Genomic DNA, 24087 nt, shown 5'->3' with positions numbered 1-24087 from the left:
TGCCCCTTTGCCAAGCGAGAACTTGCGTTTAGTGCACTCCGTGCATCAGGCGACGCAGAACAGGGGAAACCAGGAACAAGAGCACGGCAACGCCCAGGCCAACCCACAGCAGGTCGGTGAACAGGCTGTTGTAGCTGGCCAGCGCTGCACTCACATCGGTGACGCCGCCATCAACGGTGTCGATAGCGGCCAGTTTGGCCAGCTGGGCTGCGACAAATTCGGAGTAGGCGGTTGCCAGGAACCAGGCGCCCATCATTACGCCAACAACGCTGGGCACCGACAATTTGGTGACAGCTGACAGGCCCACCGGTGATAGACACAGCTCACCTGTGGTGTGCAGGAGGTAGGCCAGTACCATCCACCATGCAGCGACCAGGCCTGCCTCGTCCGGGTTGGCAGCACCCCAGACCAGGGCACCGAAGCCGAGACCGGCCTGGGCGATACCCAGGGCGAACTTGACCGGTGTTGAAGGCTCCAGACCGCGTTTATCCAGCGCCGTCCACAGCCAGGCAAAGAAGGGCGCCAGGGTCATGATGAAGAAGGCGTTGAGGGAGCCGAACTGCGATGCGGTAAATTCAATACCGAACAAGGTGCGGTCCATAACCCGGTCTGCGAACAGGGTCATGGAGGCGGCGGCCTGTTCGAACAGGGCCCAGAACACCACCGTGGACATCGTCAATACGATGAGCGCAATCATGCGGCCACGTTCAACGGCGTTACAGCGCGTGGTAATAAACCAGGCTAGGCCGACCAGCACGACGACTGACAGTACGTTCAGCAGCGTGCCCACCGCACCGTGGAATTGCAGCATTTGCCAGGCCGCAAACACACCGAGCAGGGACCCCAGGTAAATGCTCCACTCTTTGTTCAGGCCAATCGGGGATTTCTCCTGCAATACTTCCGGGTTGGCTGGCTCAGCGTGCCCATGCAGGTGCTTCTGACCGAGAATAAAAGTGACCAGGCCGATCAGCATGCCGATACCCGCTGCGCCAAAGCCATAGGCCCAGCCGTAGGTCTCGCCCAGGTAGCCACACAGCAGCGTGGCCACAAACGAGCCGATGTTAATGCCCATGTAGAAAATGGTGAAACCGGAATCCCGACGGTGATCGTCTTCCGCGTAGAGGCGGCCGACGATGGTTGAGATATTGGGTTTCAGGAAACCGACGCCCATGACAATCAGGGCCAGGGAGAAATAAAAGACCTGTAGCGCCCCTTCATCGCGCACTACCTCGCCTTCCACGTAGCGCGCCTGTTCGCCTTCCACGGCCATACCCAGGTGGCCCGCCACCAGCAGTAGACCGCCAAATATGACCGCCTTGCGCATGCCGAGGTAACGGTCTGCCAACAAGCCGCCAATCACGGGCATTGCGTAAACCAGTGCAGCATAGCTGCCCAGAACTTCCAGGCCATTGGCGTCAGAGAACAGGTGATACTTGGTGAGGTATAGCAGTAACAGATACTTCATGCCGTAGAAGGAAAATCGCTCCCACAGCTCGGTGGCGAAGCAGACGAAAAGGCCACGCGGATGGCCGAAGAAGCCGGTGTCATCCGCCGGCAGAACGGCGCTGTTGCTGGTCATGTAAAGTCCTTGTGTTCCGAGGCCAAGTCAGGCGTTGGATTGTAAACGAACGAGAGCGCCAATACCGCAATCGAATAATTGTCCGTATGATATCGCTCCACGCCCTCAATAGGAGACATCTCATGCGAAAAATCATCCCTGTTTTGGGGGGAGCCCTCCTGGTGGCCGCCTGTGGTCCTGCGCTGCAATCTACGTCGGCGACGGTTGATCCTGTCGAAGCGAGCGGGGCATTCAGCCCCGAGGCCAGACTCACGGCAAGCCACTGACACTTTTGGGAACCAAGTTATGAATGGTGCAGAGAGTCTGCTCACAACCTTGACGAACAATGGCATCGAGGTGTGCTTTACCAATCCAGGCACATCCGAGATGCATTTTGTCGCGGCGCTGGATGAGGTGCCCGAGATGCGCTGCGTACTGTGCCTGTTTGAAGGCGTCCTCAGTGGCGCCGCAGATGGCTACGCCCGTATGGCCGGAAAGCCGGCATCGACGCTGCTGCATCTGGGGCCGGGCCTGGGCAACGCGCTGGCCAATATCCACAACGCCAAGAAAGGCTTCTCTCCCATGGTGAATATTGTCGGCGATCACGCGACTTATCACCTGGAGTACGATGCGCCTCTCACGTCCGACATTGAAGGTATTGCAGGCCCTGTTTCGCATTGGGTGCACACTTCAACGTCATCTGGCGACATCGCGCGTGATGCGGCCGAGGCCGTGCGCCAAGCAGGAGTATCGCGGGTCGCAACACTGATGTTGCCGGCGGATGTCTCCTGGAGCGACAACCCCAATGGGCCCGAGGCTGTAGTCGAGGTGGCGACACCACCCTCGGTGCCTGTCGAGCGGATTGAGGAGGCGGTCACAGCGCTGCAGTCGGGCGCGAACACGCTGATTCTTCTCGGTGGCCGGGAGGTGGGTATGCCCCATGGGCATTTGGCGGATCGCATCGCGCAGGCGACCGGCGCGCGTGTGCTGATTGAAGTGCTGCCCGCGAAGATTGCCCGCGGTGAGGGCACGGCGAACATCGATCGGCTCGCCTATCTCGCTGAGCTGGCAATCGACAGTATCAGGGACATTGAGCAGTTGATTCTGGTGGGGGCCGCCGACCCGGTATCCTTCTTTGCCTATCCCGGTGTCCCCAGTGCTATCGCGCCGGCCACTGCCCGGCGGATGGTGCTGGCCGGGCCGCGAGATGACACAGAGGGAGCGCTGACCGGCCTGGCAGAGGCCCTGGGCGCCATGGCAACGGAGCCGCGCGTACACGCGCTTAATTTACCGGACCTCCCTGCTGGTGAACTGGATGCAGCCAAGGTGGGCATGGCCATTGCTCATCATATGCCTGAGAACGCCATTCTCGTGGATGAAGGCATTACCTGCGGCATGATGGTCAACATGTTTACCGGCACGGCCCGATATCACGAGCAGCTCAGCCAGACCGGCGGTAGTATCGGCTGGGGGCTGCCGGCGGCGCTCGGTGCCGCAGTGGCCTGCCCGGATCGCAAGGTGGTCTGCATCGAGGGCGACGGCAGTGCGATGTATACCATTCAGGCGCTGTGGAGTATGGCGCGTGAAAATACCGATATCACCGTCGTAATTTTCAGTAACCGCAAGTATTCCATTCTTGAGATGGAGTATGGGCGCACGGGTGCGCGGGACGGTGTGCCCGGCCCCAGTGCCGCCAGCACCCTGAATATTGGCAGCCCGGATATGGATTTTGTTGCCATGGCCCGGGGCATGGGCGTCCAGGCGGATCGCGCCACCACCGCTGAAGCGTTTACCATGCTGTTTGAGCAGGCTATGGCCCAGCGCGGACCGCGTCTGATCGACGCCATTGTACCGCCGGTTTTCTAGGTGGCGCGGGTGCAGGTCAGTTCACTTCGGGATGCTCCGTGGTGGTTTGGGCTGGGTTTCAGCCTGTGCCTGTTGGTGGGAGCGTTGCTGCGTTTTTCCTACAACGAAGTAACCGTTAACGCCACAGCCATCCAGGCAGATGCGGCCAGCTATGTGCGTTATGCCGATAATCTGCGCCAGCACGGCGTATTCTCGAAGGATCGAGGTCCCAATCCACAACCTGATGCCTACTGGGCACCCGGCTATCCGATGTTTCTCGCAGGGCTCGCTACTGTGGCCGATGCTACAGACTTGGAGCGGTATCGATTAGTGCTGGCCGTCCAGGTCATTCTGGGTGTGCTCAGCATTTATTTCACTGGGCTGATTGCCTTGAAGATGATGGACCCCGGCTGGGCTCTTTTGCCGCCCGCGCTGCTGGCGCTCTCGCCACACGTCGTCGCGGTAGGCCAGAACCTGTTGACGGAGACTCTGTTCGGGTTTCTGTTGCTTGCCAGTCTCTATCAGCTGATCTTGTGGTTGCAGAATCCCAGGCCTCTGGGGCATTGGTGGCGGGGTTGTTGTTAGCTTTGGCCTGGGCTGTTAACCCTGTGTCGCTATTTCTGGCCCCTGGTCTGGTGCTGATAGCGGGTTGGTCTTTGAGGCGTGAGCAATCTATCCCGACACGGGCTCTGGTCGCGTCATTGGCGCTGCTGGTATTGCCGGTGGCACTGGCCTTTGGGGCCTGGTCGTTGCGCTCCGAGGCGGCTGTGGCTCCGGAGCGACTGTCATCATCCGATCGCTTGCTCAAGAATCTCGTGATCGGGATGCACAGCGACTACTACGCCATATGGAGAGCGGAGAAGCGCGACCCCGCTAATCCCGCCGATAGGGACTACCGAGACATCGATGGCGATTTCGGCAGGTTTGTCGATACCTGGCGCGCTAAAGTGGTTGCCGATCCATGGGGAATGTTGTCCTGGTATGTTCTCGAAAAGCCACGCTTGTTGTGGGGTTGGGACGTGCAGGTCGGTTACCGGGACATTTACATCTATCCAGTGCGCTATTCTCTCTACCACGTGTCAGAGACGGCTGACTTCACCTACCGTTTGATGCGCACGATGCACGCGCCACTCCTTTGGTGCGGCCTGTTGGGCCTGTTGCTGGCCATGTTGGTGCGCCCTGCGACGATACCCTTTGCCGTCGGCTTCCTGGTCCTCTACATCAGTTTGGTCTATCTGTGTACACAGTCAGATCCCCGCTACTCGTTCCCCTTGCGCGGGCCGCTTTATCTGCTGGCCGCGTTCCTGGCATTCAGTCTCATGCACTACCTTCGCGCTCCGCGGCGTCACTGATCGCAGCCTAATTGGCGCCGATAAACATGCAGCTGTCGTGAACGGCAATGCAACCTGTCGCCTCGATGCGATGCAATAGACAGCATGAAAAACATGCCCTGCAGTGCATTGAGGAGGCAACGTGATGGCAATTTTTACCCGTATCTTCGGTCGGGGACGAGTGGAGGAGAAGCAACTGGGTTATGTCGATGCTCAGCGCAAGGTACTGGACTACGCCCGTTACCTGGAAATGCAGCCCCCCATGCCGGGACGTATTGTTGATCAGGATTCCCTGCCACATCCCAAGAATGAACTGAAAGTCGCGCTGAAGATGTGCATTGCCAATAGCGAGGACGTGCGCCTGGCCGAGCATCTCAAAAGCGGCTATCTGATGCTCTCTGCGTTCCAGGCCGGTGTCGGTGTCAAGGCGCTGGGCACGGATTTCGGTGTGCTCGATCTCGAGCGCGACCCACTGGATATCGCCACCCAGATTGAGGAGGAAGCAGAGATTGCCAGCCTCTGGAAAGCCTCGGTGCAGTCGGAGTTGGAACAGCTTCAGCAGGACATTTATGCCCTGGAGCTGGAGGTCAGTCAGCCCGCCAAAGTCTCCGCCTGATTCAGCTCAGGCCGCACTGCGTCCGGTAACGGGCGCAGCTTCTATTTCGTCGTCCAGTAGTCTGCGCAGTTCCTCGGGGGCTCGCAGACGCTTGATACGCTCAAACAGCACCGCAGCCTGTGGGTAATAGCAACGCAGGTACACCAGCCATTGCTTGATCGGATTGCCCACGCAGCGTGCATCGTATGCCTCGATCGTGGCATCCAGATAGCCACTCACCAGCAGCAATACGTGCTCCCAGCGCAATGCATGCGCCGGTTCACCGTTGTCCAGTGCCCGGATGATAGCGGGCAGATCGGGGCGGCACAGGGCGCCGCGACCTAGCATGAGATCATCGCAGCCGCTGACCTCGCGGCAGCGCTGGGCATCCTCTGGGCTCCATATCTCACCGTTGGCTATTATCGGAATGTCGAGCAGCTCGCGCGCAGTAGCAATCTCTTCCCAGTAGGCTGGGGGCCGATAACCGTGACGCTTGGTGCGCGCATGCACCGTCAATTCAGTTGCGCCGGCCTCCCCAATGCCGCGGACGATGTCCTTGAACAATTGACTGTCTTCGTAGCCAAGGCGGGTCTTAACGGTCAGCGGGACGTGGCTGGGCACTGCCTGTCGCGCCGCCGCAGCGATGGCAGCAACCCGCTCAGGCTCGCGCAAAAGTATGGAGCCGCCATTGGAGTTGTTCACGGTTTTGGCCGGGCAGCCAAAGTTAAGGTCGATACCCGGTGCACCCAGTTCTGCGGCACGCGCAGCATTCTCGGCCACCACCTGGGGGTCGCCGCCCAGAATCTGAACATATACTGGCGCGCCTGACGGGGTGGTGCCACCGTCGTGCAGTTCGGGACACAGGCGATAGAACACCCGCGGTGGTAGCAGTTGATTGCTGACGCGAACAAATTCAGTGACACAGCGATCCACCCTGCTCACAGAGGAGAGCAGAGTACGCATGGTGTGATCAACAACGCCCTCCATTGGGGCGATCATCAGGCGCATCGCGCGGTACCGGTCAGGGGGAGGCCGCGGATTATACGCTGGCCTACCCCCATAGGGGAATGTCAACCGCAAGCCCCGCCAATGGCGCAATAAGCCCGACTGATTTATTATTATGAACTTTCGGTGGGAGCCTCAATCGGCTCCCGCAATCCCTTTCCGGTTACGGTAGTGAAATGACAGACGATATTGTTGGCCAGGGCGTTGAGCTGATGGTGTACGGCATGGGCACCGTTGTGGTATTTCTGGCGCTGCTGGTGGTGATTACCACCATGATGTCACGCCTGGTGACACGTTATTTTCCCGAGTTGCCAGCCCCCGAGCCCGCACCGCGCAAGCCCGTATCCGCCGCGCCCGCGGAAGGTGAGGTCGTCGCTGCGATAACGGCCGCCATTCATCAGCACCGCAATAAAAAGTCGCAATAGAGGTATGTCCATGGAAGAGAACAAACGCCCCCTGGGCCTTACGGATGTCGTGCTGCGGGATGCTTCCCAATCGCTGTTGGCGACCCGGGTGCGCATTGAAGATATGCTGCCGATTGCTGCCAAGCTCGATCAGGTGGGCTTCTGGTCTCTGGAAACATGGGGTGGGGCGACTTTCGATGCCTGTATTCGCTATCTCGGTGAAGATCCCTGGGAGCGCATTCGCGAACTGAAAAAGGCGATGCCGAACACACCGCAGCAGATGCTGTTTCGCGGCCAGAATATTCTCGGTTACCGCCACTATGCCGACGATGTCGTCGAGAAATTTGTGGAGCGGGCGGCATTAAACGGTGTAGACGTATTCCGAGTGTTTGACGCCATGAACGATATGCGCAATATCGACGTTGCGCTGCGGGCGGTTAAGGCTGTCGACAAGCATGCCCAGGGCACCATCTCCTATACGTCCAGCCCCGTTCACAATATCGATACCTGGGTGGACCAGGGCAAACGTATTGAGGACATGGGGGCGGACTCGATCGCTATTAAGGATATGGCCGGTCTGCTCCATCCCTATGAAGGCTATGAGTTGGTCAAGCGCCTCAAAGACGCCTGTGATATTCCTATCGGCCTGCACTGTCACGCGACCACCGGTTTATCAACGTCCACGATTTTGAAATGTGTGGAAGCCGGAATTGATAATGTGGATACCTCCATATCGTCAATGTCTATGACTTACGGCCATTCACCCACCGAAACGGTGGTGGCTATGCTCAAGGGCACCGATCGCGATCCGGGGCTCGATATCAATCTGCTGGAAGAAATCGCCTCCTACTTCCGCGACGTGCGCAAAAAGTACGCCAAGCATGAAGGTTCACTGCGGGGTGTCGATTCGCGCATTCTGGTCGCCCAGGTGCCCGGCGGTATGCTGACCAATATGGAGAGCCAGCTCAAGGAGCAGGGCGCAGCGGACAAACTCGACCAGGTGCTGGAAGAGATACCACGCGTGCGCGAAGACCTCGGTTATATTCCGCTGGTGACACCGACCTCTCAGATCGTTGGTACCCAGGCGGTACTCAACGTATTAACCGGAGAGCGTTACAAGTCCATTTCCAAGGAAACCGCCGGGGTACTCAAGGGCGAGTATGGCTCGACGCCGGCAGCCGTAAAGTCCGAATTACAGGCACGGGTGCTTGACGGCGAAGAAGCCATTACCTGCCGCCCCGCAGACCTGCTCGAACCCGAGCTGGATGTGCTGCGCGATGAACTGCTGAAGCTGGCGGCAGAGAAAGACCTGTCCCTGGCAACAGGCGATGGCGAAATCGATGACGTGTTGACTTACGCGCTGTTCCCGCAGATTGGTCTCAAGTTTCTCGAAAACCGCGGTAATCCGGATGCCTTTGAACCAGCACCGGGCAATGAACCGGAGCCGGTGCCCGCAGCCCCGGTTGCAGCGCCTGGCGAGGCCGAGGTTTACACAGTGAAGGTCAACGGCAACGCCTATGTTGTCGAGGTGAGCGAAGGCGGCGATATCTCCAGCATTGCCCCCGTTGCAACACCTGCGGCAGCGCCCGCGCCAGCTGCTGCTGTGGGCGGCGCGGGCGAACCGCTGCCAGCGCCGCTGGCCGGTAATATTTTCAAGGTGAACGTCGCCCCCGGTGACAGCGTTTCTGCCGGCGATGTCATTATTATTCTCGAGGCGATGAAGATGGAAACCGAGGTTCGCGCCAGTCGCGATGGCACAGTGGCCAGTGTCGATGTGAAAGTCGGCGATACGGTGGCTGTCGGCGACTCCCTGATTACCCTGGACTAAGTCAGCGATGGATAATCTTCTCGTTCTTTGGAATTCTTCTGGACTCGCCCAGATACAGGTGGGCCAGGTCGTCATGATGCTCATCGGCCTGGGGCTTCTGTTTTTGGCCATTCGCAAAAACTTTGAACCACTGCTACTGGTGCCAATCGGCTTTGGCGGTATTCTCGCCAATATTCCCGGTGCAGGGCTGGCGTATTCCGCCGTCGAAAATGCGTTGCATGCAGCTGACCCGGCGATGCTGGCAGAATTTGCCCGTGCATTGGGCGTGACAGTCTACGACAGTGCCAAAGATATCCAGGTCGCCTATGACAATGCCGGGGCCGGCGCACATCTTGCGGCGCAGCAACTGGCACTGGATGCCGGCTACGGCAACGGTATGTTGTACAGCTTTTACTCGGTCGCTATCGCGTCGGGCATTGCCCCGCTGGTCATCTTTATGGGAGTGGGCGCTATGACTGATTTCGGGCCGCTGCTGGCGAATCCAAAAACCCTGTTTCTGGGTGCCGCGGCGCAGTTCGGCATATTTGCCACGGTATTGGGCGCGGTGACCCTGACCTCGCTGGGCGTGATGGACTTCAGCGTCGCGGATGCCGCTGCGATAGGCATTATCGGTGGCGCCGACGGCCCCACGGCCATATATGTCTCCAGCGTTCTGGCGCCAGACCTGCTCGGAGCGATTGCCGTGGCAGCCTACTCTTACATGGCGTTGGTGCCGCTGATTCAGCCGCCGATTATGCGTGCCCTGACCACGGAAGAAGAGCGCAAAATTGAAATGGTGCAGCTACGGCCGGTTTCCCAGCGTGAGAAAATTGTTTTTCCACTGGCGTTGCTCATTCTGGTTGCCTTGCTATTGCCTGACGCAGCGCCGCTGTTGGGTATGTTCTGCTTCGGTAATCTCATGAAAGAGTGTGGTGTTGTCGATCGGCTGTCGGACACGGTGCAGAACGCGCTGATAAACATCACTACCATTTTTCTCGGGCTGTCTGTCGGCTCCAAACTGGTTGCGGATAAGTTCCTGGACATGAATACGTTGGGTATCCTCGGCCTGGGCATTGTCGCCTTTGGCATTGGCACCGCTTCTGGCGTACTCATTGCCAAGCTCATGAATCGCCTGAGTGCCACGCCGATCAATCCGCTGATTGGGTCCGCCGGTGTTTCTGCGGTACCCATGGCCGCCCGAGTCAGCAACAAATTGGGCCTGGAAGCCAACCCCCATAATTTCCTGTTAATGCATGCCATGGGACCTAATGTGGCGGGTGTGATTGGGTCTGCGGTGGCTGCCGGCGTCATGATCAGCCTTGTCGGAGGCTGATGGCGTGGGAATTCCTGTTACGCGGATTACGCCGCGTTTTAATGAGACCGATGCCCTGGGTCACATCAACAATGCGGTGATGTCCGTGTGGTTTGAGGTGGCGCGCACCGACGCATTGAATTACCTGCGCGATGGCCCTCGGTCTGAGGGGCGTTGGCTGGTGGCTTCTGTCACCCTGGATTATCTTCGCGAAACTTTCTACGGCTCAGATGTGACTATCAACATGTCGCGCGTTTTTGCCGGCAACACCTCGCTTACGATGGAATGTGAAATGCACCAGAACAATGAGCTGGTTGTGAAGGGCAAGGCGGTGCTGGTACACGTGGATATGGACAGCAAAGCCAAGCTGCGGGTGCCTGATGTAATGCGCGAGAAACTCGCAACGCTGTAAACGCTAGATTGCCAGCGTCATATCGACCCGGTGCATATCTGGTCCCCAGCCATGCTCAAGCTCCGAAAGGATGTTCGCTCCGAATCGTGCGAAGAACGGCGCGGATTTATGGCTGGCAGCGATGGTGATTGCGCTGGCACCATGTTGGCGAGCTGCCGCGATAGCCCGCGTCATGATGGCCGAACCGAGACCACTGCCCTGATGATGCGGAGACACTAGAATCCAGTTAAGGCTTGCTTCCTGCCCGCTCTGTGAATAGATCCCGTAGGCACCTACTGTGGTCTCTCCCTCCGTACACACTTCGTAGCCAGTGCCCGCGCTGCGTATAAAGGCAAGATAGTCTTCCCTTTCATTGGGGGCGAAAAACATCGGACAATTGTCATCGAAAATCGCCAGGCATGCCGCTTCATCGCTGCGCTGAAAAGCGCGGAACACCGGGTCAGGCACGGCCGTTCGCCGTGCACGACGGCGCATCATCGCCCAGCGCCATGACCATCGATGCAACCCCACCTTCAGAGGTCGTCACGGGTTGCTGAATCGCTTCTGCCAACCATTCCAATGCGGAGGGCGGTACAGCTAATAGATCTTCCTCAGAGCTAATAGCACCAGCATCGTTGGCGCACAGATCCTCGTCAACGGAAAAGCCGACGCGCTTCTCAAATTCGTCCATGTCACGGGATTTGCGCCGCAATAGCTTGTCGTACAGGGTGCTATGAAAGCGCAGGGGCGGACCTTCGAGTTCGGTGAGACGGCGGACGATCTTGCGGTCGTTAATGTCCCTGGCCGGTTGCGCCTTGCGGTAGTGATACAACAATTGGATTGCCGGCAGGGACAAGCTTTCATTGTCCACAGAGAGCGTTTGGGCCGTGTGGTTTTCCCCGATGGCATTGAGAAAATGCTGAACGATATTGCCATCCGGAAAGTGGCGGCGATCAAACTTGTGCACATGGACCTGGCTTTTGCCGAAGACCTTGTCGAGAATTCTGATTCTGGAGGGATAGGCAAACGCGTAGTCTTCCTCCAGGTTGGTGTGGCGATGCTTCAGGCGTTCCTGAAACGAGCTCTCCATGAGTGACTTCATGGGCCTGAAGTAGATGTGGGTGGCGATATCCGTGAAGCGTTGGCTGAAGAAAGTGCGTGCCTCCGCCAGTTCTTCCTCGCTCATGGACGCCATCACCTCTGCTGATAGCACAGCGTCTTTTGAACCCAGCTTATTAATTTGCCGGGAAAGACCCCAGCGAGCCAGCTCGCGCAGTCGTGCCAGTTCCTCCGGTGGAAGGTTTCGTCCTTTATAGATGCCTTTGTCACCGAGGTTGTCGCTAAATGCCTGGGTCATCCATAGTGAAGAGTTGGGGTCGCCGCGGTGCAGGAAGTGCCTGGAGAGGTCTTGCTGATGCTTCGCCAGGTACTGTTGAATGGCGGTCGTGCCGGTTTTACGTGTCCCCAGGTGCAGCACGATTTGATGGTCGGGCCGCTTCCGCAGACGTTGCAAGCGAGTAAGTAAAGCGCGCGGCCCGAGCATAGTGAGTGAGCTTATTCGGAAGGTGAGCTGATGGCCTCTTTGACCTTGTCCACATCGACAGAATCTGCGGCCTTTTCCATGTCGACTGCATCGTAGGCTTTCTTGTAGTCGATATTGTCACCACTCACGGCATCCGTCATCTTGTCGGTATCGACCGAATCTACGGCCTTCTCTTTGTCCACTGCCTCGACCAGTTTGCCGAGATCTTGAGCGAAACTGAGAGAGGCCAGCGGCAGCAGTGCCAGGGTCATGATTTGTAGGGTACGTTTGTTCATAGGGGTTACCTTGTGTTGTTGTTACTGTTTGACATTATTTTGTCCGTTCACCGCGTCGCAACAGCCGGAAGAATGAGTAAGAGGGGTCTTGTGGCCCGGGCAGCCGAGATGCGATCCGTCGATCAGTGGATGGGATAAATCTACCGCCGAAGGTGAGGTAATTGTAGCCCAGTCCGCCACCACCGCGCGCTCGGAAAATTTCCATTGGCCTGCGCGCTTGGCGTATTTATCGAAGTAGCGGCCGCCAATCATCAAGTCCAGGGTACCTTCTTCTGTGCGCACCTTGTGGAAGGCCAACACGTAGATTTCACCTTCCGCGTAGTCAACTTCCAGCGCCAGGTTCACGGTAGTTACATTGTGATGGAGAATTTCCATGGGGGCCTGGATTTGCGGCAACTGGTCGATGAATTCCATGGCTAGGCCCTTAAAGAAGGCTCCGTGGTCATCGGTAGCATCCGGGTGGTAAAGCTCACGCAGTTTGTCGTGATCATGCCGGTCAGAGGCATTGCAGTAGGCGTGCACCAGTTCAGTGATGGCCTGCTTGTCCAGCAGGGCCTGAAGCTGCGGGTCCACTATTTACCCAACGCGCGCTGATAGGCAGCGACAGTAGTGGCAAGGCCCATACGAATGGCATCGACGGTTAATGCGTGGCCGATAGAGACCTCCAGTAGTGCGGGAACCTCAGCGGCGAAGCGCGGCAGGTTATGCAGGTCCAGATCGTGTCCGGCGTTCAGCCCCAGGCCTTCTTCCGCGGCCACTTCACCGGCACGAACAAACCTGGCGAGTGTCTCTTCAACTTGTTCACCTGTCTTCACGGCGTGCGCGTAGCTCTCGGTATACAGCTCTATGCGCTGTGTGCCCGTTTGCGCGGCGAGGCGAATCTGCTCTTCATCCGGGTCCATGAACAGGCTGGTGCGAATGCCCAGCGATTGCAGCTCGGCTACCAGAGGGGCTACACGATCACCATCTTTTTTGAGGTCAAAGCCGTGGTCAGAGGTGAGCTGGCCATCCCCATCCGGTACCAGTGTGACCTGGGCCGGACGGATTTCCCGCACGAGCTCCATAAAGCCTGGGTAGTCGCTAACGCCTGGGCGCTCGCTTTTGCGCGCAGCAGTGAAGGGGTTGCCTTCGATGTTGAACTCCACCTCGAGCATCGCGGCCAGGTCGAAGCAGTCCTGGGCGCGGATGTGTCGCTGGTCCGGCCGCGGATGGACGGTAATCCCGTCGGCACCTGCATCAATACACATTTGCGCGTGCTCGGGAACGCTGGGATTGGTCGTATCCCTGGAATTGCGGATTAGCGCAATTTTGTTGAGGTTGACCGACAGGGCGATCACAGAATGGATTTCCGTTTGACCTCGATAATGGTCACGGTTTCTGTGGGTACGTCGCTGTGCGGCCCGGCCTGACCGGTGGGAACAGTAGCGATGAAGTCGATCACTTTCATGCCTTCAATGACTTCGCCAAACACGGTGTAGCCGTCGCGTCCCGGTGCCCAGTCCAGGCGCAGGTTATTGCGCAGATTGACAAAGAACTGGGAGGTGGCTGAGTCGGGATCATTGGTTCGCGCCATCGCCACTGTGCCGCGGGTATTGTGCAGGCGGTTGCGAGATTCGTTCTTGATGGGCTCGTGGGTTTCTTTCTCGCTCATGTCGGCGACAAATCCGCCGCCCTGAATCATGAAGTCAGGGATGACACGATGGAAAATGGTTCCATTGTAAAAACCCTCATCGACGTATTTGAGGAAATTCTCCACTGTGGCTGGCGCCTTGTCGCGGAACAGGCGCAGGGTAAACGTGCCATCGGAGGTTTTTACCGTGACCAGTGGATTGGGCAGCGGCGTCTCTTCTTTGTCAGCCGCGACAGCGGCGGGGGCCAGGACCAGGGCCAGGATCAGGGTAAACGTCTTCAGCATTTCTTGTCTCCGTATGCGCGGCGGTGGGCTACCAACTGGAGCCCCAGCTTGAGGGTTTGCGGCGTTTTGGCCACAGGCGGGGCACAACCAGCGTGATGATGACGCCCAGCAAAACAGCAAGTGCCCCATTCATGAACGCCTCGCTCTTGAGCTTGTCGTTCAGGCGCAGGTTTTCTGCTTCGAGAGTGTCTACGTCAGCGCGCAGCTTCTCAGATTCTTCCACCAGGCGCCGATTGTCCACGTCCAGTTGCACAGCATTACCGGAAATGGTCTTGAGTTCGGACAGCTCCCCACTGACCGCGGCCAGGTCGGCTTCGGTGCTGGCAATGCGATTGAGTAAATCGTTTTTCTCAGCCTGCAGTGAGCCAAGATCGCTATTGAGCGTGGCATTTTGTTCGGAGAGTTGGTCGGCACGCGCGACGGCAGCGGTTAGTTGCACCTGGGCGGGGCGTTCTGCCGTCAGAAATTCGGTGCGTACCCAGCCGGGGGTGCCCCGCGCTGTGGTGACTTCGGTCCAGTCACCCTGTGTGCTCCCAGCGTTGAGACGTGTGCCCGGTGTCAGTTTTGCAGCCCAGCGATATTCTGCGCCCGGGCCCTTGTGCAGAACAATGAACACCTGGTCACTGACGTAACGGGTTTCCTGCGCCTGGGTACCCATGGTGAGAAATAGAGAGAACAACAAGATGGGCAAAGAGCGCAACAAAACAAGAACCTTTTTAGCGTGTGGTGGAGGGGCGCTAGTTTAGCGCCGAATCAGGTGCATTAGTAGGCGTGACATGTGCCTGCGTTGCAGCCGTCGACACGATGCCAGCAGGGGTCAGGGCAGCACCTTCTTGTAGGGCTTGACCGTGACTTTGGCAAAAACACCGGCATCGACATAGGGGTCGGCGTCGGCCCAGGCGGTGGCTGCCTCGAGGCTATCAAATTCAGCGACAATCAGACTCCCGGTAAAGCCGGCTTCACCGGGATCTTCGGAATCCAGGGCCGGGTGGGGGCCTGCGACCAGCAGACGGCCGGCATCGACCAGTTCCTGGATGCGCTCCAGGTGGGCCGGTCGCGCTTCGGCGCGCAACGACAGGCTGTTTTCGACGTCTTCGCAGAGAATGGCATACAACATGTTTCAGGCTTCCTGATTGTCAGTCACGGGGGTGTCTTCTTTGAGATGGGGGCTGATAATAATGGCAGTAAGAATGGTCAGCGCCAGGGTAAAGCCGATAGCGGAGTAGAGCTTGTAGCTGACCCATGTGGCTTCAGAGAAACTGTATGCGACGACCAGATTGAGCGCTCCCACCAGGGTGAAATTGCCCACCCAGAGCATGTTCAGGCGCGTCCAGACGTAGCGGGGCAGGACGATCTGGCTGCCGAGAGTGCGCTCCATCAGGTTCTTGTCGCCGATAAATTGCGAGCCACCAAACGCCAGTGCCAGCACCCAGTTGAAAATGGTCGGCTTCCACTGGATAAACAATTCATTTCTCAACACCAGCGTGGCGCCGCCGAAGATAATGATGGCGGCCGCCATCCACAGGGCGCGTTTTTCCAGTTCCCGGGTCAGTGCCCAGGTGAGCCCCACTTGCACAAGAGTGGCTACCATGAGGACGGCGGTGGCGGTGAAAATACCGTCAAAGGTGTATTCCCACCCACCCAGGGCAAGGGTTTCGCCGTCCAACTGGTAGACGATGAAAAAGAGGGCGATGGGGATGAATTCTGCCAATTGCTTCATGGTGTGCCGTATACCTCGGCTGTTACTATGTGGGATGTCCACTGATTATTGTTGATCCGGCACTGAAGTGTCGGAGCGCCTAAGTGTAAAGATTGTGTTGATTGACTTCCATACCCATACCACAGCTTCAGATGGTGCCCTCGCGCCGCGCGAACTGTTACAGCGCGCCAGCGATGCCGGTATTGAGCTGTTTGCCATGACCGACCACGACACCGTGGCCGGGTATCTTGAGGCACGCCAGTATCAATCAGACTTCCCGGGTGTAGAACTGGTGCCTGGCATCGAGTATTCCTGCCGCTGGTCCGGCACCACAATTCACGTTGTGGGTCTGGGTATGGACTGCAGTCACCCCGCGATGCAGGAAGGCCTCGCAGAATTGGACGTGGCCCGGGCTGAGCGCGGCGTCAAAATCGGCAAAAAGCTGGCGGATCGCGGCTTTACCGGTGCACTGGAGGGCGCCCTGGCAGAGGCGGGTAACAGCCAGTTGGGGCGGCCGCACTTCGCGGCCTGGATGGTGGCTCAGGGACATGTGCCAGACCGCAACACGGCCTTCGACAAATACCTGGGCCAGGGCAAACCCGGCGATGTCAAAGCCTTCTGGCCCGAGCTTGCCCGCGCCGTTGGCTGGATTGTCGACGCCGGTGGCATTGCGGTGCTGGCGCATCCCCTCAAGTACAAATACACGCGCATGAAACTGCGTCGGCTGGTGAAGGACTTTGCCATCGCAGGCGGCAGCGCCATTGAGGTGCTTAGCGGGCGGCAAACGCCCGACCAGGTGGCCCAGTTACTGCGCCTGGCGGAAGATTTCGAGCTGGAAATTTCCGCCGGCAGTGATTTTCATCGCGACGGCCCCTATAGCCCGTCCTTGGGTGTAGAATTGCAGCGTCTCGAGGCCCGGGCCGGGGTGTGGCAACACTTCGGCCCCGGCCGTTCGGCAGTGCAATCGCAGGAGGCCCGGTGAGCCAGTTTTTCCAGATACATCCCGAAACCCCGCAGAAACGCCTGATACGCCAGGCTACCGATATCGTGCGCGAGGGCGGTGTGGTGGCCTATCCAACGGATTCCGCCTATGCCCTGGGCTGCCATCTGGGGGACAAGAATGCCCTGGACCGGATCCGCCGCATTCGCAAGCTCGATGATCGCCACAACTTCACCCTGGTCTGCCGTGACCTGTCGGAGATTGCCAGTTACGCGCGAGTCGACAATGCCGCATACCGGCTGCTCAAGCACTGCACGCCGGGCCCCTACACGTTTATTCTGCGGGCCACTTCTGAGGTGCCGCGGCGTCTCATGCACCCCAAGCGGAAAACCGTGGGCCTGAGGGTGCCGGACAACGCTATCGCCCAGGCCCTGCTGGCGGATCTGGGTGAGCCCATGATGAGTGTCACCCTGATTATGCCCGGTGATGAGTATCCGCTGATTGACCCCTACGATATTCGCGAAACCCTGCAGCACGATGTCGATCTGGTCATCGATGGCGGCTATTGCGGTATGGAGGCTACCACGGTGGTGGACATGGTCGAAGATACCCCGCTGGTGATGCGTGCCGGCAAGGGCGATATTGCCCCATTCGAGGACTGATCCTGTATACTGTTGGCAGATAACCACAGGTAATCCCGTGTCTGCCAACGAACCCGAATCCGAAGTACCCGCCGAAGCCCCCGAGGGGCCGCCGACGCGCCTGAATCCCCGGTGACTGCCGGACCGGATTTTCCTCAGCAGGGCGAGATGCCATTCGCCGTGGTGATGGGGCAGGCGGTCACTGAACTGCCCAAGGATTTGTACATCCCCCCACAGGCGCTGGAAGTGTTTCTGGAGGCCTTCGAAGGCCCCCTCGACCTGCTCCTGTACCTGATTAAACGCCAGAATCTCGATATTCTCGATATTGACGTATCCAAGATCACCGAGCAGTACATGCACTACGTCGATCTCATGGATGCTATGCAGTTTGAGCTGGCGGCGGAGTATCTGCTGATGGCGGCTATGCTGGCAGAGATCAAGTCACGCATGCTGTTGCCGCGCTCCACGGACGTCGACGAGGACGAGGAAGATCCTCGCGCCCAGCTGATCCGGCGCTTGCAGGAGTACGAGCGGTTCAAGAAGGCCGCAGAGGATATCGAGGAAATGCCGCGCATGGAGCGCGACACCTGGGTCGGCAGCGCCAATCCGCCGGATATCAACCGGGTCCGCCCCGATCCCGACGTCGATATGCGCGAGTTGCTGGTGGCGTTGTCGGAAGTGCTGCGCCGCGCCGATATGTACGAGAGCCACCATATTCAACGCGAGGCCCTTTCGACGCGTGAGCGTATGTCGGATGTTCTGGAGCAGCTCGCAGGGCAACAATTTGTGCCTTTCGTGGCGTTGTTTACTGCTGAGGAAGGTCGCCTGGGCGTGGTGGTCACGTTCCTGGCGGTGATGGAATTGATCAAGGAATCATTGGTGGAAATTGTGCAGACCGATTCATTCGGTCCCATCCACGTTAAGGCAAGGTCCGAATAACATGTCAGAAACTGGTCTGGTACAGGTTCTCGAAGGTGCGTTGCTGGCCGCAGGTAAGCCGCTGTCGGTGGCGCAGCTGGCCGAGTTGTTCGAGGAGCACGAACGGCCTGAGAACGCCGCGATTCGCGAGGCCATGAAAGAAGTGGCCGAGCGCTGTGAGGATCGTGGTTTCGAAGTGGTAGAGGTCGCCAGCGGCTTTCGTTTTCAGGTGCGCCAGAATCTCAGTCCCTGGGTGGCCCGACTGTGGCAGGAACGCCCGGCCAAATACTCGCGTGCGCTGCTCGAGACGCTGGCACTGATTGCCTATCGTCAGCCCATTACCCGCGGTGAGATTGAGGAGATTCGCGGCGTGGCGGTGAGCTCCAACATCATCAAGACTTTGCACGAGCGTGAGTGGATTCGCGTTGTGGGGCATCGCGATGTACCAGGTCGCCCGGCCATGTACGCGACGACGCGTCAATTCCTGGACTATTTCAATTTGAAGAACCTCGATCAACTGCCGGCCCTGGCAGAGATTCGCGACCTGGAAACGCTCAATGCCGAGCTGGGCTTCAGTGAGCCGCTCAAGGACAGTGAAAAAACTGCCACCGGTGAAGAGGGCAGTGCCCCGCAGGATGCGCCGGAATTGATCGTGGTAGGCGGTACCGATCACGTCGCCGCTGATGAGCCCTACGCCGACTTTATCGCCGCTGCCCCGGCGCCTGTAGACTCCGACGAGGCAGCGCCGGAGACCCCCGAATCTGCTGATGACCTGGCTGAGGCCATGTCTGACCTAACCGACAGCGCCGAGCCCGTGGATAGCGCTGAGCCGGGCGACAGCCCTGAGCCGGTCGACAGCCCTGAGCTGGCAGACAGCCCTGAGCTGGCAGACAGCCCTGAGCTCATAGATGGTCAAGACAACCTGGCGGGACTCGCCAAGCCCGAAAACCAGGCCTGATTAGTATGTCATCTCCCTATGGAAAGGCGCGAGGCAGCGCCGCTAAGCCCAGCTCCAAGCGCAAGCCCAGCGACAATGTCGTGGAGGTGGATGCGGATGCAGCGCCTGAAGAGAAACCTGTTGCGGGTGAAAAACTGCAGAAGGTGCTGGCGCGAACCGGTATCGGCTCGCGTCGCGAGATGGAGCGTTGGATTGAGTCCGGCCGCGTAGCGGTTAACGGCAAGCCGGCCCGTCTGGGTGATCGGGTAGAGGATCGCGATCGGATTACTGTTGACGGTCGACCGCTGGATCGCGCGCCGGCACAGGAAACCCGCTGCATTTTGTATCACAAGCCCACCGGCGAGGTTTCGTCGCGCAAGGATCCCCAGGGGCGCCGCACGGTGTTCGAGCGCCTGCCAAAACTCAAGGCCGGGCGCTGGATATCCATTGGTCGTCTCGACTACAACACCTCGGGCCTGCTGCTGTTCACCACCGATGGCGAGCTGGCCAACACGTTGATGCATCCCTCGGCCAATATCGAACGCGAGTACATGGTTCGAGTCATGGGTGAATGGGATGAAGAGATGCTCAAGCGCCTGCTTGAGGGGGTGATGCTGGAAGACGGTGTCGCCCGCTTTACCGATATTCAGGACGGCGGTGGCGACGGTATAAATCACTGGTTTTACGTCGTCATTATGGAAGGCCGCAATCGCGAAGTGCGCCGTCTTTGGGAGTCCCAGGGCCTCACCGTGTCACGTCTGAAGCGCGTTCGCTACGGCGATGTTTTCATTCCCTCCAAGGTCAAGCAGGGGCAGTGGGTGGAACTGGAGCCCAAGGAATTGAAAAGCCTGTATCGCATGGCCGATATGGAGCTGAAGAATCAGAAGCGCGGCACCCACAAAGAGCGCGAAAAGATGGAGCGCCAGTTCACCAAACGCAAAGGCCCCGGTGCGGCCAAGTCGCGGCGGCGTCCCCGTTAGCTGCGGCTCTTCTGCGAGGGCGAACAGGTGCCCTCGAATGTTTGTTTCCCAATTGCCTTATTGTACCGTGTTGCAGCGGCCTCATACCTGATGGCGCCGCTTGAGGGGGTGTAGCTCAGGCTGCGGGTGCCGAGCATGTTGGGCTCATCGCTGTAGGCGAGCTGCTTGCCGTTATCACTGGCCTCGATGAGTGCCCCTTTTCCCAGCCCCAGATACATTTTGCCCTCGTGGCGGCGAATCAGCAGCGTATTGTGCTCGGAGCGCGATTCGCCACGCTGTCCGGTTTCCAAACTGTGCGCCTGGCTGGTGCCGACGCACTCCGGCACCTGGTCAGCCGCATACAGAGGGGCGGCTGCAAATGTGAGCAGGGGCGCGAGGAGGGGGTGAGCAGGCTGCGCAGGTTCATTTCGCTGGCGGATATCTTGGTTCGGGTGCCAGCGCTACGGCTGAGCATCGAAGGAACTACCGCTGATCTCTCCGCTATCCTTGCCCATCAAGTACAGGTAAGCCCCCATGATGTCTTCCGGTGCAGGGTTGGTGTCCGGGTGTTCCGCCGGATAGGCAGAGCGGCGCATGGCCGTGTTGGTAGCGCCTGGGTTGATACAGTTCACCCGGATGTTGGACGTTTCATCGAGCTCCGCCGCGAGCACTTCCATCAGACCTTCGGTGGCAAATTTGGAGACCGCATAGGCTCCCCAGAAAGCCCGGCCCGTGCGGCCTACGCCGGAGGATGTGAATACGATGGAGGCGCTGGGCGCCGCCTGGAGCAGCGGCAACAGGTGACGTGTCAGCAGGAACGTGGCATTCACATTGACCTGCATGACTTCCTGCCAGGCTGCATAGGTGGCGCTTTCGATCGGGCGCCGCTCGCCGAGCACGCTGGCGTTGTGCAGCAGTCCGTCGATGTGCCCGAACTCGTCTGCCAGTTGGGCCACCAGTTGCATGCATTGCTCTTCAGACACGGTCAGCAGATCCATCGGCACAATGGCCGGTTTCGGGTAGCCTGCCGCTTCGATCTGGTCGTAGAGGGCGTCCAGTTTACTCTCTGTGCGCCCCAGCAGGATGACAGTAGCGCCGTGGGCGGCGTAGGCGAGGCTGGCGGCCCGACCAATGCCGTCGCCGGCGCCGGTGACCAGTATCGTTCTGCCCTCCAGCAGGGTGGCTGAAGGCTGGTAGTCGGCGGGCGCGGGTACGATGTTCATAAGGGGTGCTCGGTCAGTCGTTGAGTATCAGTGAGTAGAGGTCTTCGCTGCGCGCGGCCACGACATCAGCGCCCCAGTCGGCGGCGTTGTCGCCCGGCTCGATATAGCCATAGGCGGCGGCGATGGTGTACATGCCGGCCCGTTTGCCCGCTTCAATATCCCGTAGGTGATCGCCCACGTAAATAGCTTCATGGGGTGCGCAGTCCAGTTCCCGGCAGTTGAGGTATAGCGATTCCGGGTGGGGCTTGCGGTCCTGGACATCGTCGGGGCAGACCAGACTTGGGCAGTCCAGCCCGATCCGGGGTAGCAATGGCTCTGCATAGGCTCTGGGCTTGTTGGTGGCAACACCCCAACGGATGCCGCGCTCCGCAAAAGCGTCCAGCAAGTCCCTGATGCCCGGGTAGGGTGCCGCCGCAGTGCCGAGCACCTCGGCGTACAGCTCGAGCAGGCGCAGGCGCTTGGATTCGAATTCCGGTGCGTCAAAATCGATACCCAGGCTCAGGTTGACCAGCGCCCTGGCGCCGTTGGAGACCGAAGCTCGAATCCGTTCCGGGTCCATGGTATCGAGGCCGTGCTCGGCGCGCAGTTGCTGCACAACCACTACAAATTCAGCCGCAGTATCAACCAGTGTGCCGTCCAGATCGAACAGCACTGCTTTCAGGTTCATGGGCTTCATGCGGGTTTTACCGCGTGCACCATGTAGTTCACGCTGACATCCCGGGGGTTGAGTCGATAGGTCTGGGTGATTGGGTTGTAGGTCAGCCCGGTCTGGTCCTTCAACAACAGGCCTGCGTCACGAATCCAGCCAGCTAGCTCCGAGGGTTTGATGAACTTGTCGTATTCGTGGGTACCCGCCGGTAGCAAGCGCAGAATGTGCTCGGCGCCGACGATGGCAAAGGCGTAGGCCTTGAGGTTGCGGTTGATCGTGGAAAAGTAGAGATTTGCACCGGGTTTGGCCATGTCGGCACAGGCCTGGATGATAGCACCCGGGTCGGGTACGTGCTCAAGCATTTCCAGGCAGCACACGATGTCGAAGGCCGCCGGTTCATTTTCCGCCAGCGCTTCGGCAGTGCTCTGGAAGTAATCGACCTCTACGCCGGACTCCAGGCCGTGCAATTTGGCGACAGACAGTGGCGCTTCGCCCATATCGATGCCCGTGACGTTGGCGCCACGCTGGGCCATGGCTTCTGCCAGAATGCCGCCGCCGCAACCCACATCTACCAGGCGCTTGCCCGCCACCGGTGAGAGCAGGTCGATGTAATTGGCGCGCAGGGGGTTGATGTCGTGCAGGGGTTTGAATTCGCTGTTGCGGTCCCACCAGCGCGATGCCAGTTCTTCAAATTTGGCGATTTCCGCCGGGTCTACATTCTTGTGTGTGCTCATGCTTGTTGGGTCATCTCAATTTTAATGCGCCAGTCGTTCGCTCGGGCGAGCAGCTCTGGCAAGTCTATACGGGTCAGGTGACGATCACGGAGCAGTTGGCTGCCGGCCACCCAGCTGTGGCGCACCTGGCTGCCATTGCATGCATAGACCAGCTGCGACAGCGGGTTGTAGAGCGGCTGGCATTCCGGGCCGGACAAATCCACGGCGATGACGTCTGCCTGTTTGCCCGTTTCCAGACTGCCAATCTTGTCGTCCAGGCCCATGGCTCGGGCGCCGCCCAGGGTGGCCATGTAGAGGGCGTCTGCGGCGGTGAGGGCGGTGGCATCCTCGCTGGAGAGTTTGGCCAGGAAGGCGGCGCTCTGCATTTCACCAAACATGTTCAGGTCGTTATTGCTGGCGGCGCTGTCGGTGCCCAGGGCCACGTTGACGCCGGCCTCCAGCAGTTTCTTCACTGGTGCTGCCCCGGACGCCAGTTTCATGTTCGATTGCGGGCAGTGCACCACCGAGGCCCCGGACTTGGCCAGTGTTTCGATATCCTGATCGCCCAGATCGGTCATGTGGACGCATTGGGTACGCGGTCCCAGCAGGCCGATCTCGTTGAGCGTATCCAGCGGGCGGGCGCCATCGGCCTCTACGGCCTGGAGTACCTCACCGCGGGTCTCGTGGAGGTGAATCTGGATGCCCGCGTCGAGCTCTGCGGCCAGGGTCGCCACCCGTAGCAGGTTGTCGGTGGACACGGTGTAGGGGGCGTGCGGGCCGAAGGCAATATTGACCAGGTCCAGATGCTTGGTCTCATCGCGCAGGCGCAGGCCCTTGCTGATGTACTCATCGGCATTGCGCGCCCAGGCCGTCGGAAAATCCAAAACCGGGAAAGTGATCTGACAGCGCAGTCCCAGACGCTGTGCAGTGGCAGCGCAGGTGTCGGGAAAGAAGTACATGTCAGAGAAGGTAGTGGTGCCGGAACGGACCATCTCGGCGATGGCGAGCTCCGTGCCGTCGGCGACAAAGCCGGCATCCACGTGGGCGCCCTCGGCGGGCCAGATGTGTTGTTCCAGCCAGGGCATGAGCGGCAGGTCATCGGCATAGCCGCGCAACAGGCTCATGGCGGCATGGCCATGGGTATTGACCAGTCCCGGCAGCAGCGCATGACCGGGTAGTTCCAGCACTTCATCGGCAGTGATAGCAGTGGTTTCATCGCGCGGTAACAGTGCGCTGATGTGATCGTCGGTCAGGCCCAGGCTGTAGCCCTCAAGCACGGTGCCGCGCGGGACGACAGGGATGACCCAATCGGCGTGGATAAGGGTGTCCACATGGCTCGGTATCTGGCTCATTGCGCTCCCGGTTCAGGCTTGTTGGTGGTCAATTTTTCATCAGCTTGGCCGGCGCTTTGTAGCGGGCCTGGCAAA

General features: G+C 59.2%; 29 protein-coding genes. 13 read left to right on the top strand and 16 right to left on the bottom strand.

Annotation, left to right across the window (positions count from 1 at the left end; genetic code table 11):
• Positions 1–28: 28 nt before the first annotated feature.
• Complete coding sequence (locus BST95_RS15715) at positions 29–1579, bottom strand: peptide MFS transporter (RefSeq protein ID WP_084200467.1); 1551 nt, start codon at positions 1577–1579, stop codon at positions 29–31.
• A gap of 285 nt (positions 1580–1864) precedes the next feature.
• On the opposite strand from BST95_RS15715, the gene BST95_RS15710 reads away from it, so the two are divergent.
• The 4 genes from BST95_RS15710 to BST95_RS15695 all read left to right on the top strand — a co-directional run bounded on the left by BST95_RS15710 (position 1865) and on the right by BST95_RS15695 (position 5350).
• Complete coding sequence (locus BST95_RS15710; RefSeq protein ID WP_084200466.1) at positions 1865–3424, top strand: acetolactate synthase large subunit; 1560 nt, start codon at positions 1865–1867, stop codon at positions 3422–3424.
• A 9-nt stretch (positions 3425–3433) separates the two neighbouring features.
• Positions 3434–3988: a hypothetical protein gene (locus BST95_RS15705; protein ID WP_157114503.1), complete on the top strand. Its 555-nt coding sequence runs from the start codon at positions 3434–3436 to the stop codon at positions 3986–3988.
• On the top strand, positions 3979–4755 hold the full coding sequence (locus BST95_RS15700) for a hypothetical protein (RefSeq protein WP_157114502.1): 777 nt from the start codon (positions 3979–3981) through the stop codon (positions 4753–4755). The genes BST95_RS15705 and BST95_RS15700 overlap by 10 nt, the downstream gene beginning before the upstream one ends.
• Before the next feature lie 124 nt (positions 4756–4879).
• The gene (locus BST95_RS15695) at positions 4880–5350 is read left to right on the top strand and encodes a hypothetical protein (RefSeq protein ID WP_084200463.1); all 471 of its coding nucleotides are present in this window, start codon (positions 4880–4882) and stop codon (positions 5348–5350) included.
• Between the two features lie 6 nt (positions 5351–5356).
• On the opposite strand, the gene BST95_RS15690 is transcribed toward BST95_RS15695, so the two are convergent.
• Positions 5357–6337, bottom strand: a complete 981-nt coding sequence (locus BST95_RS15690; protein ID WP_084200462.1) for a tRNA-dihydrouridine synthase — start codon at positions 6335–6337, stop codon at positions 5357–5359.
• A gap of 173 nt (positions 6338–6510) precedes the next feature.
• On the opposite strand from BST95_RS15690, the gene BST95_RS15685 reads away from it, so the two are divergent.
• Genes BST95_RS15685 through BST95_RS15670 form a run of 4 tightly spaced genes read left to right on the top strand, consistent with a single transcriptional unit; the run spans position 6511 to position 10269 of the window.
• Positions 6511–6759: an OadG family protein gene (locus tag BST95_RS15685; RefSeq protein ID WP_084200461.1), complete on the top strand. Its 249-nt coding sequence runs from the start codon at positions 6511–6513 to the stop codon at positions 6757–6759.
• Positions 6760–6769: 10 nt separating this feature from the next.
• On the top strand, positions 6770–8566 hold the full coding sequence (gene oadA / locus BST95_RS15680) for a sodium-extruding oxaloacetate decarboxylase subunit alpha (protein WP_084201209.1): 1797 nt from the start codon (positions 6770–6772) through the stop codon (positions 8564–8566).
• Between the two features lie 7 nt (positions 8567–8573).
• Positions 8574–9878, top strand: a complete 1305-nt coding sequence (locus BST95_RS15675; protein WP_084200460.1) for a sodium ion-translocating decarboxylase subunit beta — start codon at positions 8574–8576, stop codon at positions 9876–9878.
• Between the two features lie 4 nt (positions 9879–9882).
• Entirely contained in the window at positions 9883–10269 is a 387-nt protein-coding gene (locus tag BST95_RS15670) for an acyl-CoA thioesterase (protein ID WP_084200459.1), read from the top strand.
• Between the two features lie 3 nt (positions 10270–10272).
• Here the strand turns inward: BST95_RS15670 and BST95_RS15665 are convergent, their stop codons facing one another.
• From BST95_RS15665 to BST95_RS15625, 9 genes are all read right to left on the bottom strand, one after another.
• Positions 10273–10716, bottom strand: a complete 444-nt coding sequence (locus tag BST95_RS15665; protein ID WP_205737291.1) for a GNAT family N-acetyltransferase — start codon at positions 10714–10716, stop codon at positions 10273–10275.
• Positions 10709–11725 carry a hypothetical protein gene (locus BST95_RS15660; protein ID WP_084200458.1) on the bottom strand — a complete coding sequence of 339 codons (1017 nt, stop codon included), beginning with the start codon at positions 11723–11725 and terminating at the stop codon, positions 10709–10711. Before BST95_RS15660 ends, BST95_RS15665 begins: the two co-directional genes overlap by 8 nt.
• A gap of 77 nt (positions 11726–11802) precedes the next feature.
• Positions 11803–12066, bottom strand: a complete 264-nt coding sequence (locus tag BST95_RS15655; RefSeq protein ID WP_205737290.1) for a hypothetical protein — start codon at positions 12064–12066, stop codon at positions 11803–11805.
• A gap of 21 nt (positions 12067–12087) precedes the next feature.
• Positions 12088–12639, bottom strand: coding sequence for a nuclear transport factor 2 family protein (locus BST95_RS15650; RefSeq protein WP_205737289.1), 552 nt, complete (start codon positions 12637–12639; stop codon positions 12088–12090).
• Positions 12639–13403, bottom strand: a complete 765-nt coding sequence (locus BST95_RS15645; RefSeq protein ID WP_084200457.1) for a pyridoxine 5'-phosphate synthase — start codon at positions 13401–13403, stop codon at positions 12639–12641. The genes BST95_RS15650 and BST95_RS15645 overlap by 1 nt, the downstream gene beginning before the upstream one ends.
• Positions 13400–13981 carry a peptidylprolyl isomerase gene (locus BST95_RS15640; protein ID WP_066048397.1) on the bottom strand — a complete coding sequence of 194 codons (582 nt, stop codon included), beginning with the start codon at positions 13979–13981 and terminating at the stop codon, positions 13400–13402. The genes BST95_RS15645 and BST95_RS15640 overlap by 4 nt, the downstream gene beginning before the upstream one ends.
• A gap of 28 nt (positions 13982–14009) precedes the next feature.
• Positions 14010–14684 (bottom strand): TIGR04211 family SH3 domain-containing protein, encoded by a 675-nt coding sequence (locus BST95_RS15635; protein ID WP_084200456.1) that lies wholly within the window; start codon positions 14682–14684, stop codon positions 14010–14012.
• Between the two features lie 114 nt (positions 14685–14798).
• Positions 14799–15098, bottom strand: a complete 300-nt coding sequence (locus BST95_RS15630) for a YciI family protein (protein WP_084200455.1) — start codon at positions 15096–15098, stop codon at positions 14799–14801.
• Positions 15099–15101: 3 nt separating this feature from the next.
• Positions 15102–15701: an inner membrane-spanning protein YciB gene (locus BST95_RS15625; protein WP_084200454.1), complete on the bottom strand. Its 600-nt coding sequence runs from the start codon at positions 15699–15701 to the stop codon at positions 15102–15104.
• Between the two features lie 94 nt (positions 15702–15795).
• On the opposite strand from BST95_RS15625, the gene BST95_RS15620 reads away from it, so the two are divergent.
• The 5 genes from BST95_RS15620 to rluB all read left to right on the top strand — a co-directional run bounded on the left by BST95_RS15620 (position 15796) and on the right by rluB (position 20096).
• Entirely contained in the window at positions 15796–16662 is an 867-nt protein-coding gene (locus BST95_RS15620) for a PHP domain-containing protein (protein ID WP_229801595.1), read from the top strand.
• The gene (locus tag BST95_RS15615; RefSeq protein WP_084200453.1) at positions 16659–17282 is read left to right on the top strand and encodes an L-threonylcarbamoyladenylate synthase; all 624 of its coding nucleotides are present in this window, start codon (positions 16659–16661) and stop codon (positions 17280–17282) included. Before BST95_RS15620 ends, BST95_RS15615 begins: the two co-directional genes overlap by 4 nt.
• Positions 17283–17429: 147 nt before the next feature.
• Positions 17430–18200, top strand: coding sequence for a segregation and condensation protein A (locus tag BST95_RS15610; protein ID WP_082849798.1), 771 nt, complete (start codon positions 17430–17432; stop codon positions 18198–18200).
• A gap of 1 nt (position 18201) precedes the next feature.
• Positions 18202–19137, top strand: coding sequence for an SMC-Scp complex subunit ScpB (gene scpB, locus BST95_RS15605; protein ID WP_084200451.1), 936 nt, complete (start codon positions 18202–18204; stop codon positions 19135–19137).
• Positions 19138–19142: 5 nt separating this feature from the next.
• The gene (gene rluB, locus BST95_RS15600; protein WP_084200450.1) at positions 19143–20096 is read left to right on the top strand and encodes a 23S rRNA pseudouridine(2605) synthase RluB; all 954 of its coding nucleotides are present in this window, start codon (positions 19143–19145) and stop codon (positions 20094–20096) included.
• Here the strand turns inward: rluB and BST95_RS15595 are convergent.
• From BST95_RS15595 to BST95_RS15575, 5 genes are all read right to left on the bottom strand, one after another.
• A complete protein-coding gene (locus tag BST95_RS15595) occupies positions 20093–20386 on the bottom strand; it encodes a hypothetical protein (protein WP_146004149.1) in 294 nt (97 codons plus the stop codon). The genes rluB and BST95_RS15595 overlap by 4 nt on opposite strands.
• A 150-nt stretch (positions 20387–20536) precedes the next feature.
• Positions 20537–21298: a YciK family oxidoreductase gene (locus tag BST95_RS15590; RefSeq protein WP_084200448.1), complete on the bottom strand. Its 762-nt coding sequence runs from the start codon at positions 21296–21298 to the stop codon at positions 20537–20539.
• A gap of 13 nt (positions 21299–21311) precedes the next feature.
• Positions 21312–21965: an HAD family hydrolase gene (locus tag BST95_RS15585; RefSeq protein WP_240500211.1), complete on the bottom strand. Its 654-nt coding sequence runs from the start codon at positions 21963–21965 to the stop codon at positions 21312–21314.
• Positions 21966–21970: 5 nt separating this feature from the next.
• The gene (ubiG, locus tag BST95_RS15580) at positions 21971–22681 is read right to left on the bottom strand and encodes a bifunctional 2-polyprenyl-6-hydroxyphenol methylase/3-demethylubiquinol 3-O-methyltransferase UbiG (protein WP_084200446.1); all 711 of its coding nucleotides are present in this window, start codon (positions 22679–22681) and stop codon (positions 21971–21973) included.
• Positions 22678–24012, bottom strand: a complete 1335-nt coding sequence (locus BST95_RS15575; protein ID WP_084200445.1) for a TRZ/ATZ family hydrolase — start codon at positions 24010–24012, stop codon at positions 22678–22680. Before BST95_RS15575 ends, ubiG begins: the two co-directional genes overlap by 4 nt.
• Positions 24013–24087: the final 75 nt, after the last annotated feature.

This window comes from Halioglobus japonicus (assembly GCF_001983995.1).
In the GTDB taxonomy this organism is placed as follows: domain Bacteria; phylum Pseudomonadota; class Gammaproteobacteria; order Pseudomonadales; family Halieaceae; genus Halioglobus; species Halioglobus japonicus.
Note: the sequence above shows the minus strand (reverse complement) of the source record. Positions and strands in the feature narration are given on the sequence as shown.

Excerpts from the sequence above, each read along its gene's own strand:
- BST95_RS15715 (WP_084200467.1), bottom strand. The coding sequence starts at position 1,579 with ATGACCAGCAACAGCGCCGTTCTGCCGGCGGATGACACCGGCTTCTTC.
- BST95_RS15710 (WP_084200466.1), top strand. The coding sequence starts at position 1,865 with ATGAATGGTGCAGAGAGTCTGCTCACAACCTTGACGAACAATGGCATC.
- BST95_RS15695 (WP_084200463.1), top strand. The coding sequence starts at position 4,880 with ATGGCAATTTTTACCCGTATCTTCGGTCGGGGACGAGTGGAGGAGAAG.
- BST95_RS15690 (WP_084200462.1), bottom strand. The coding sequence starts at position 6,337 with ATGCGCCTGATGATCGCCCCAATGGAGGGCGTTGTTGATCACACCATG.
- BST95_RS15685 (WP_084200461.1), top strand. The coding sequence starts at position 6,511 with ATGACAGACGATATTGTTGGCCAGGGCGTTGAGCTGATGGTGTACGGC.
- oadA (WP_084201209.1), top strand. The coding sequence starts at position 6,770 with ATGGAAGAGAACAAACGCCCCCTGGGCCTTACGGATGTCGTGCTGCGG.
- BST95_RS15675 (WP_084200460.1), top strand. The coding sequence starts at position 8,574 with ATGGATAATCTTCTCGTTCTTTGGAATTCTTCTGGACTCGCCCAGATA.
- BST95_RS15655 (WP_205737290.1), bottom strand. The coding sequence starts at position 12,066 with ATGAACAAACGTACCCTACAAATCATGACCCTGGCACTGCTGCCGCTG.
- BST95_RS15640 (WP_066048397.1), bottom strand. The coding sequence starts at position 13,981 with ATGCTGAAGACGTTTACCCTGATCCTGGCCCTGGTCCTGGCCCCCGCC.
- BST95_RS15630 (WP_084200455.1), bottom strand. The coding sequence starts at position 15,098 with ATGTTGTATGCCATTCTCTGCGAAGACGTCGAAAACAGCCTGTCGTTG.
- BST95_RS15625 (WP_084200454.1), bottom strand. The coding sequence starts at position 15,701 with ATGAAGCAATTGGCAGAATTCATCCCCATCGCCCTCTTTTTCATCGTC.
- BST95_RS15610 (WP_082849798.1), top strand. The coding sequence starts at position 17,430 with ATGCCATTCGCCGTGGTGATGGGGCAGGCGGTCACTGAACTGCCCAAG.
- scpB (WP_084200451.1), top strand. The coding sequence starts at position 18,202 with ATGTCAGAAACTGGTCTGGTACAGGTTCTCGAAGGTGCGTTGCTGGCC.
- rluB (WP_084200450.1), top strand. The coding sequence starts at position 19,143 with ATGTCATCTCCCTATGGAAAGGCGCGAGGCAGCGCCGCTAAGCCCAGC.
- BST95_RS15590 (WP_084200448.1), bottom strand. The coding sequence starts at position 21,298 with ATGAACATCGTACCCGCGCCCGCCGACTACCAGCCTTCAGCCACCCTG.
- BST95_RS15585 (WP_240500211.1), bottom strand. The coding sequence starts at position 21,965 with ATGAACCTGAAAGCAGTGCTGTTCGATCTGGACGGCACACTGGTTGAT.
- ubiG (WP_084200446.1), bottom strand. The coding sequence starts at position 22,681 with ATGAGCACACACAAGAATGTAGACCCGGCGGAAATCGCCAAATTTGAA.
- BST95_RS15575 (WP_084200445.1), bottom strand. The coding sequence starts at position 24,012 with ATGAGCCAGATACCGAGCCATGTGGACACCCTTATCCACGCCGATTGG.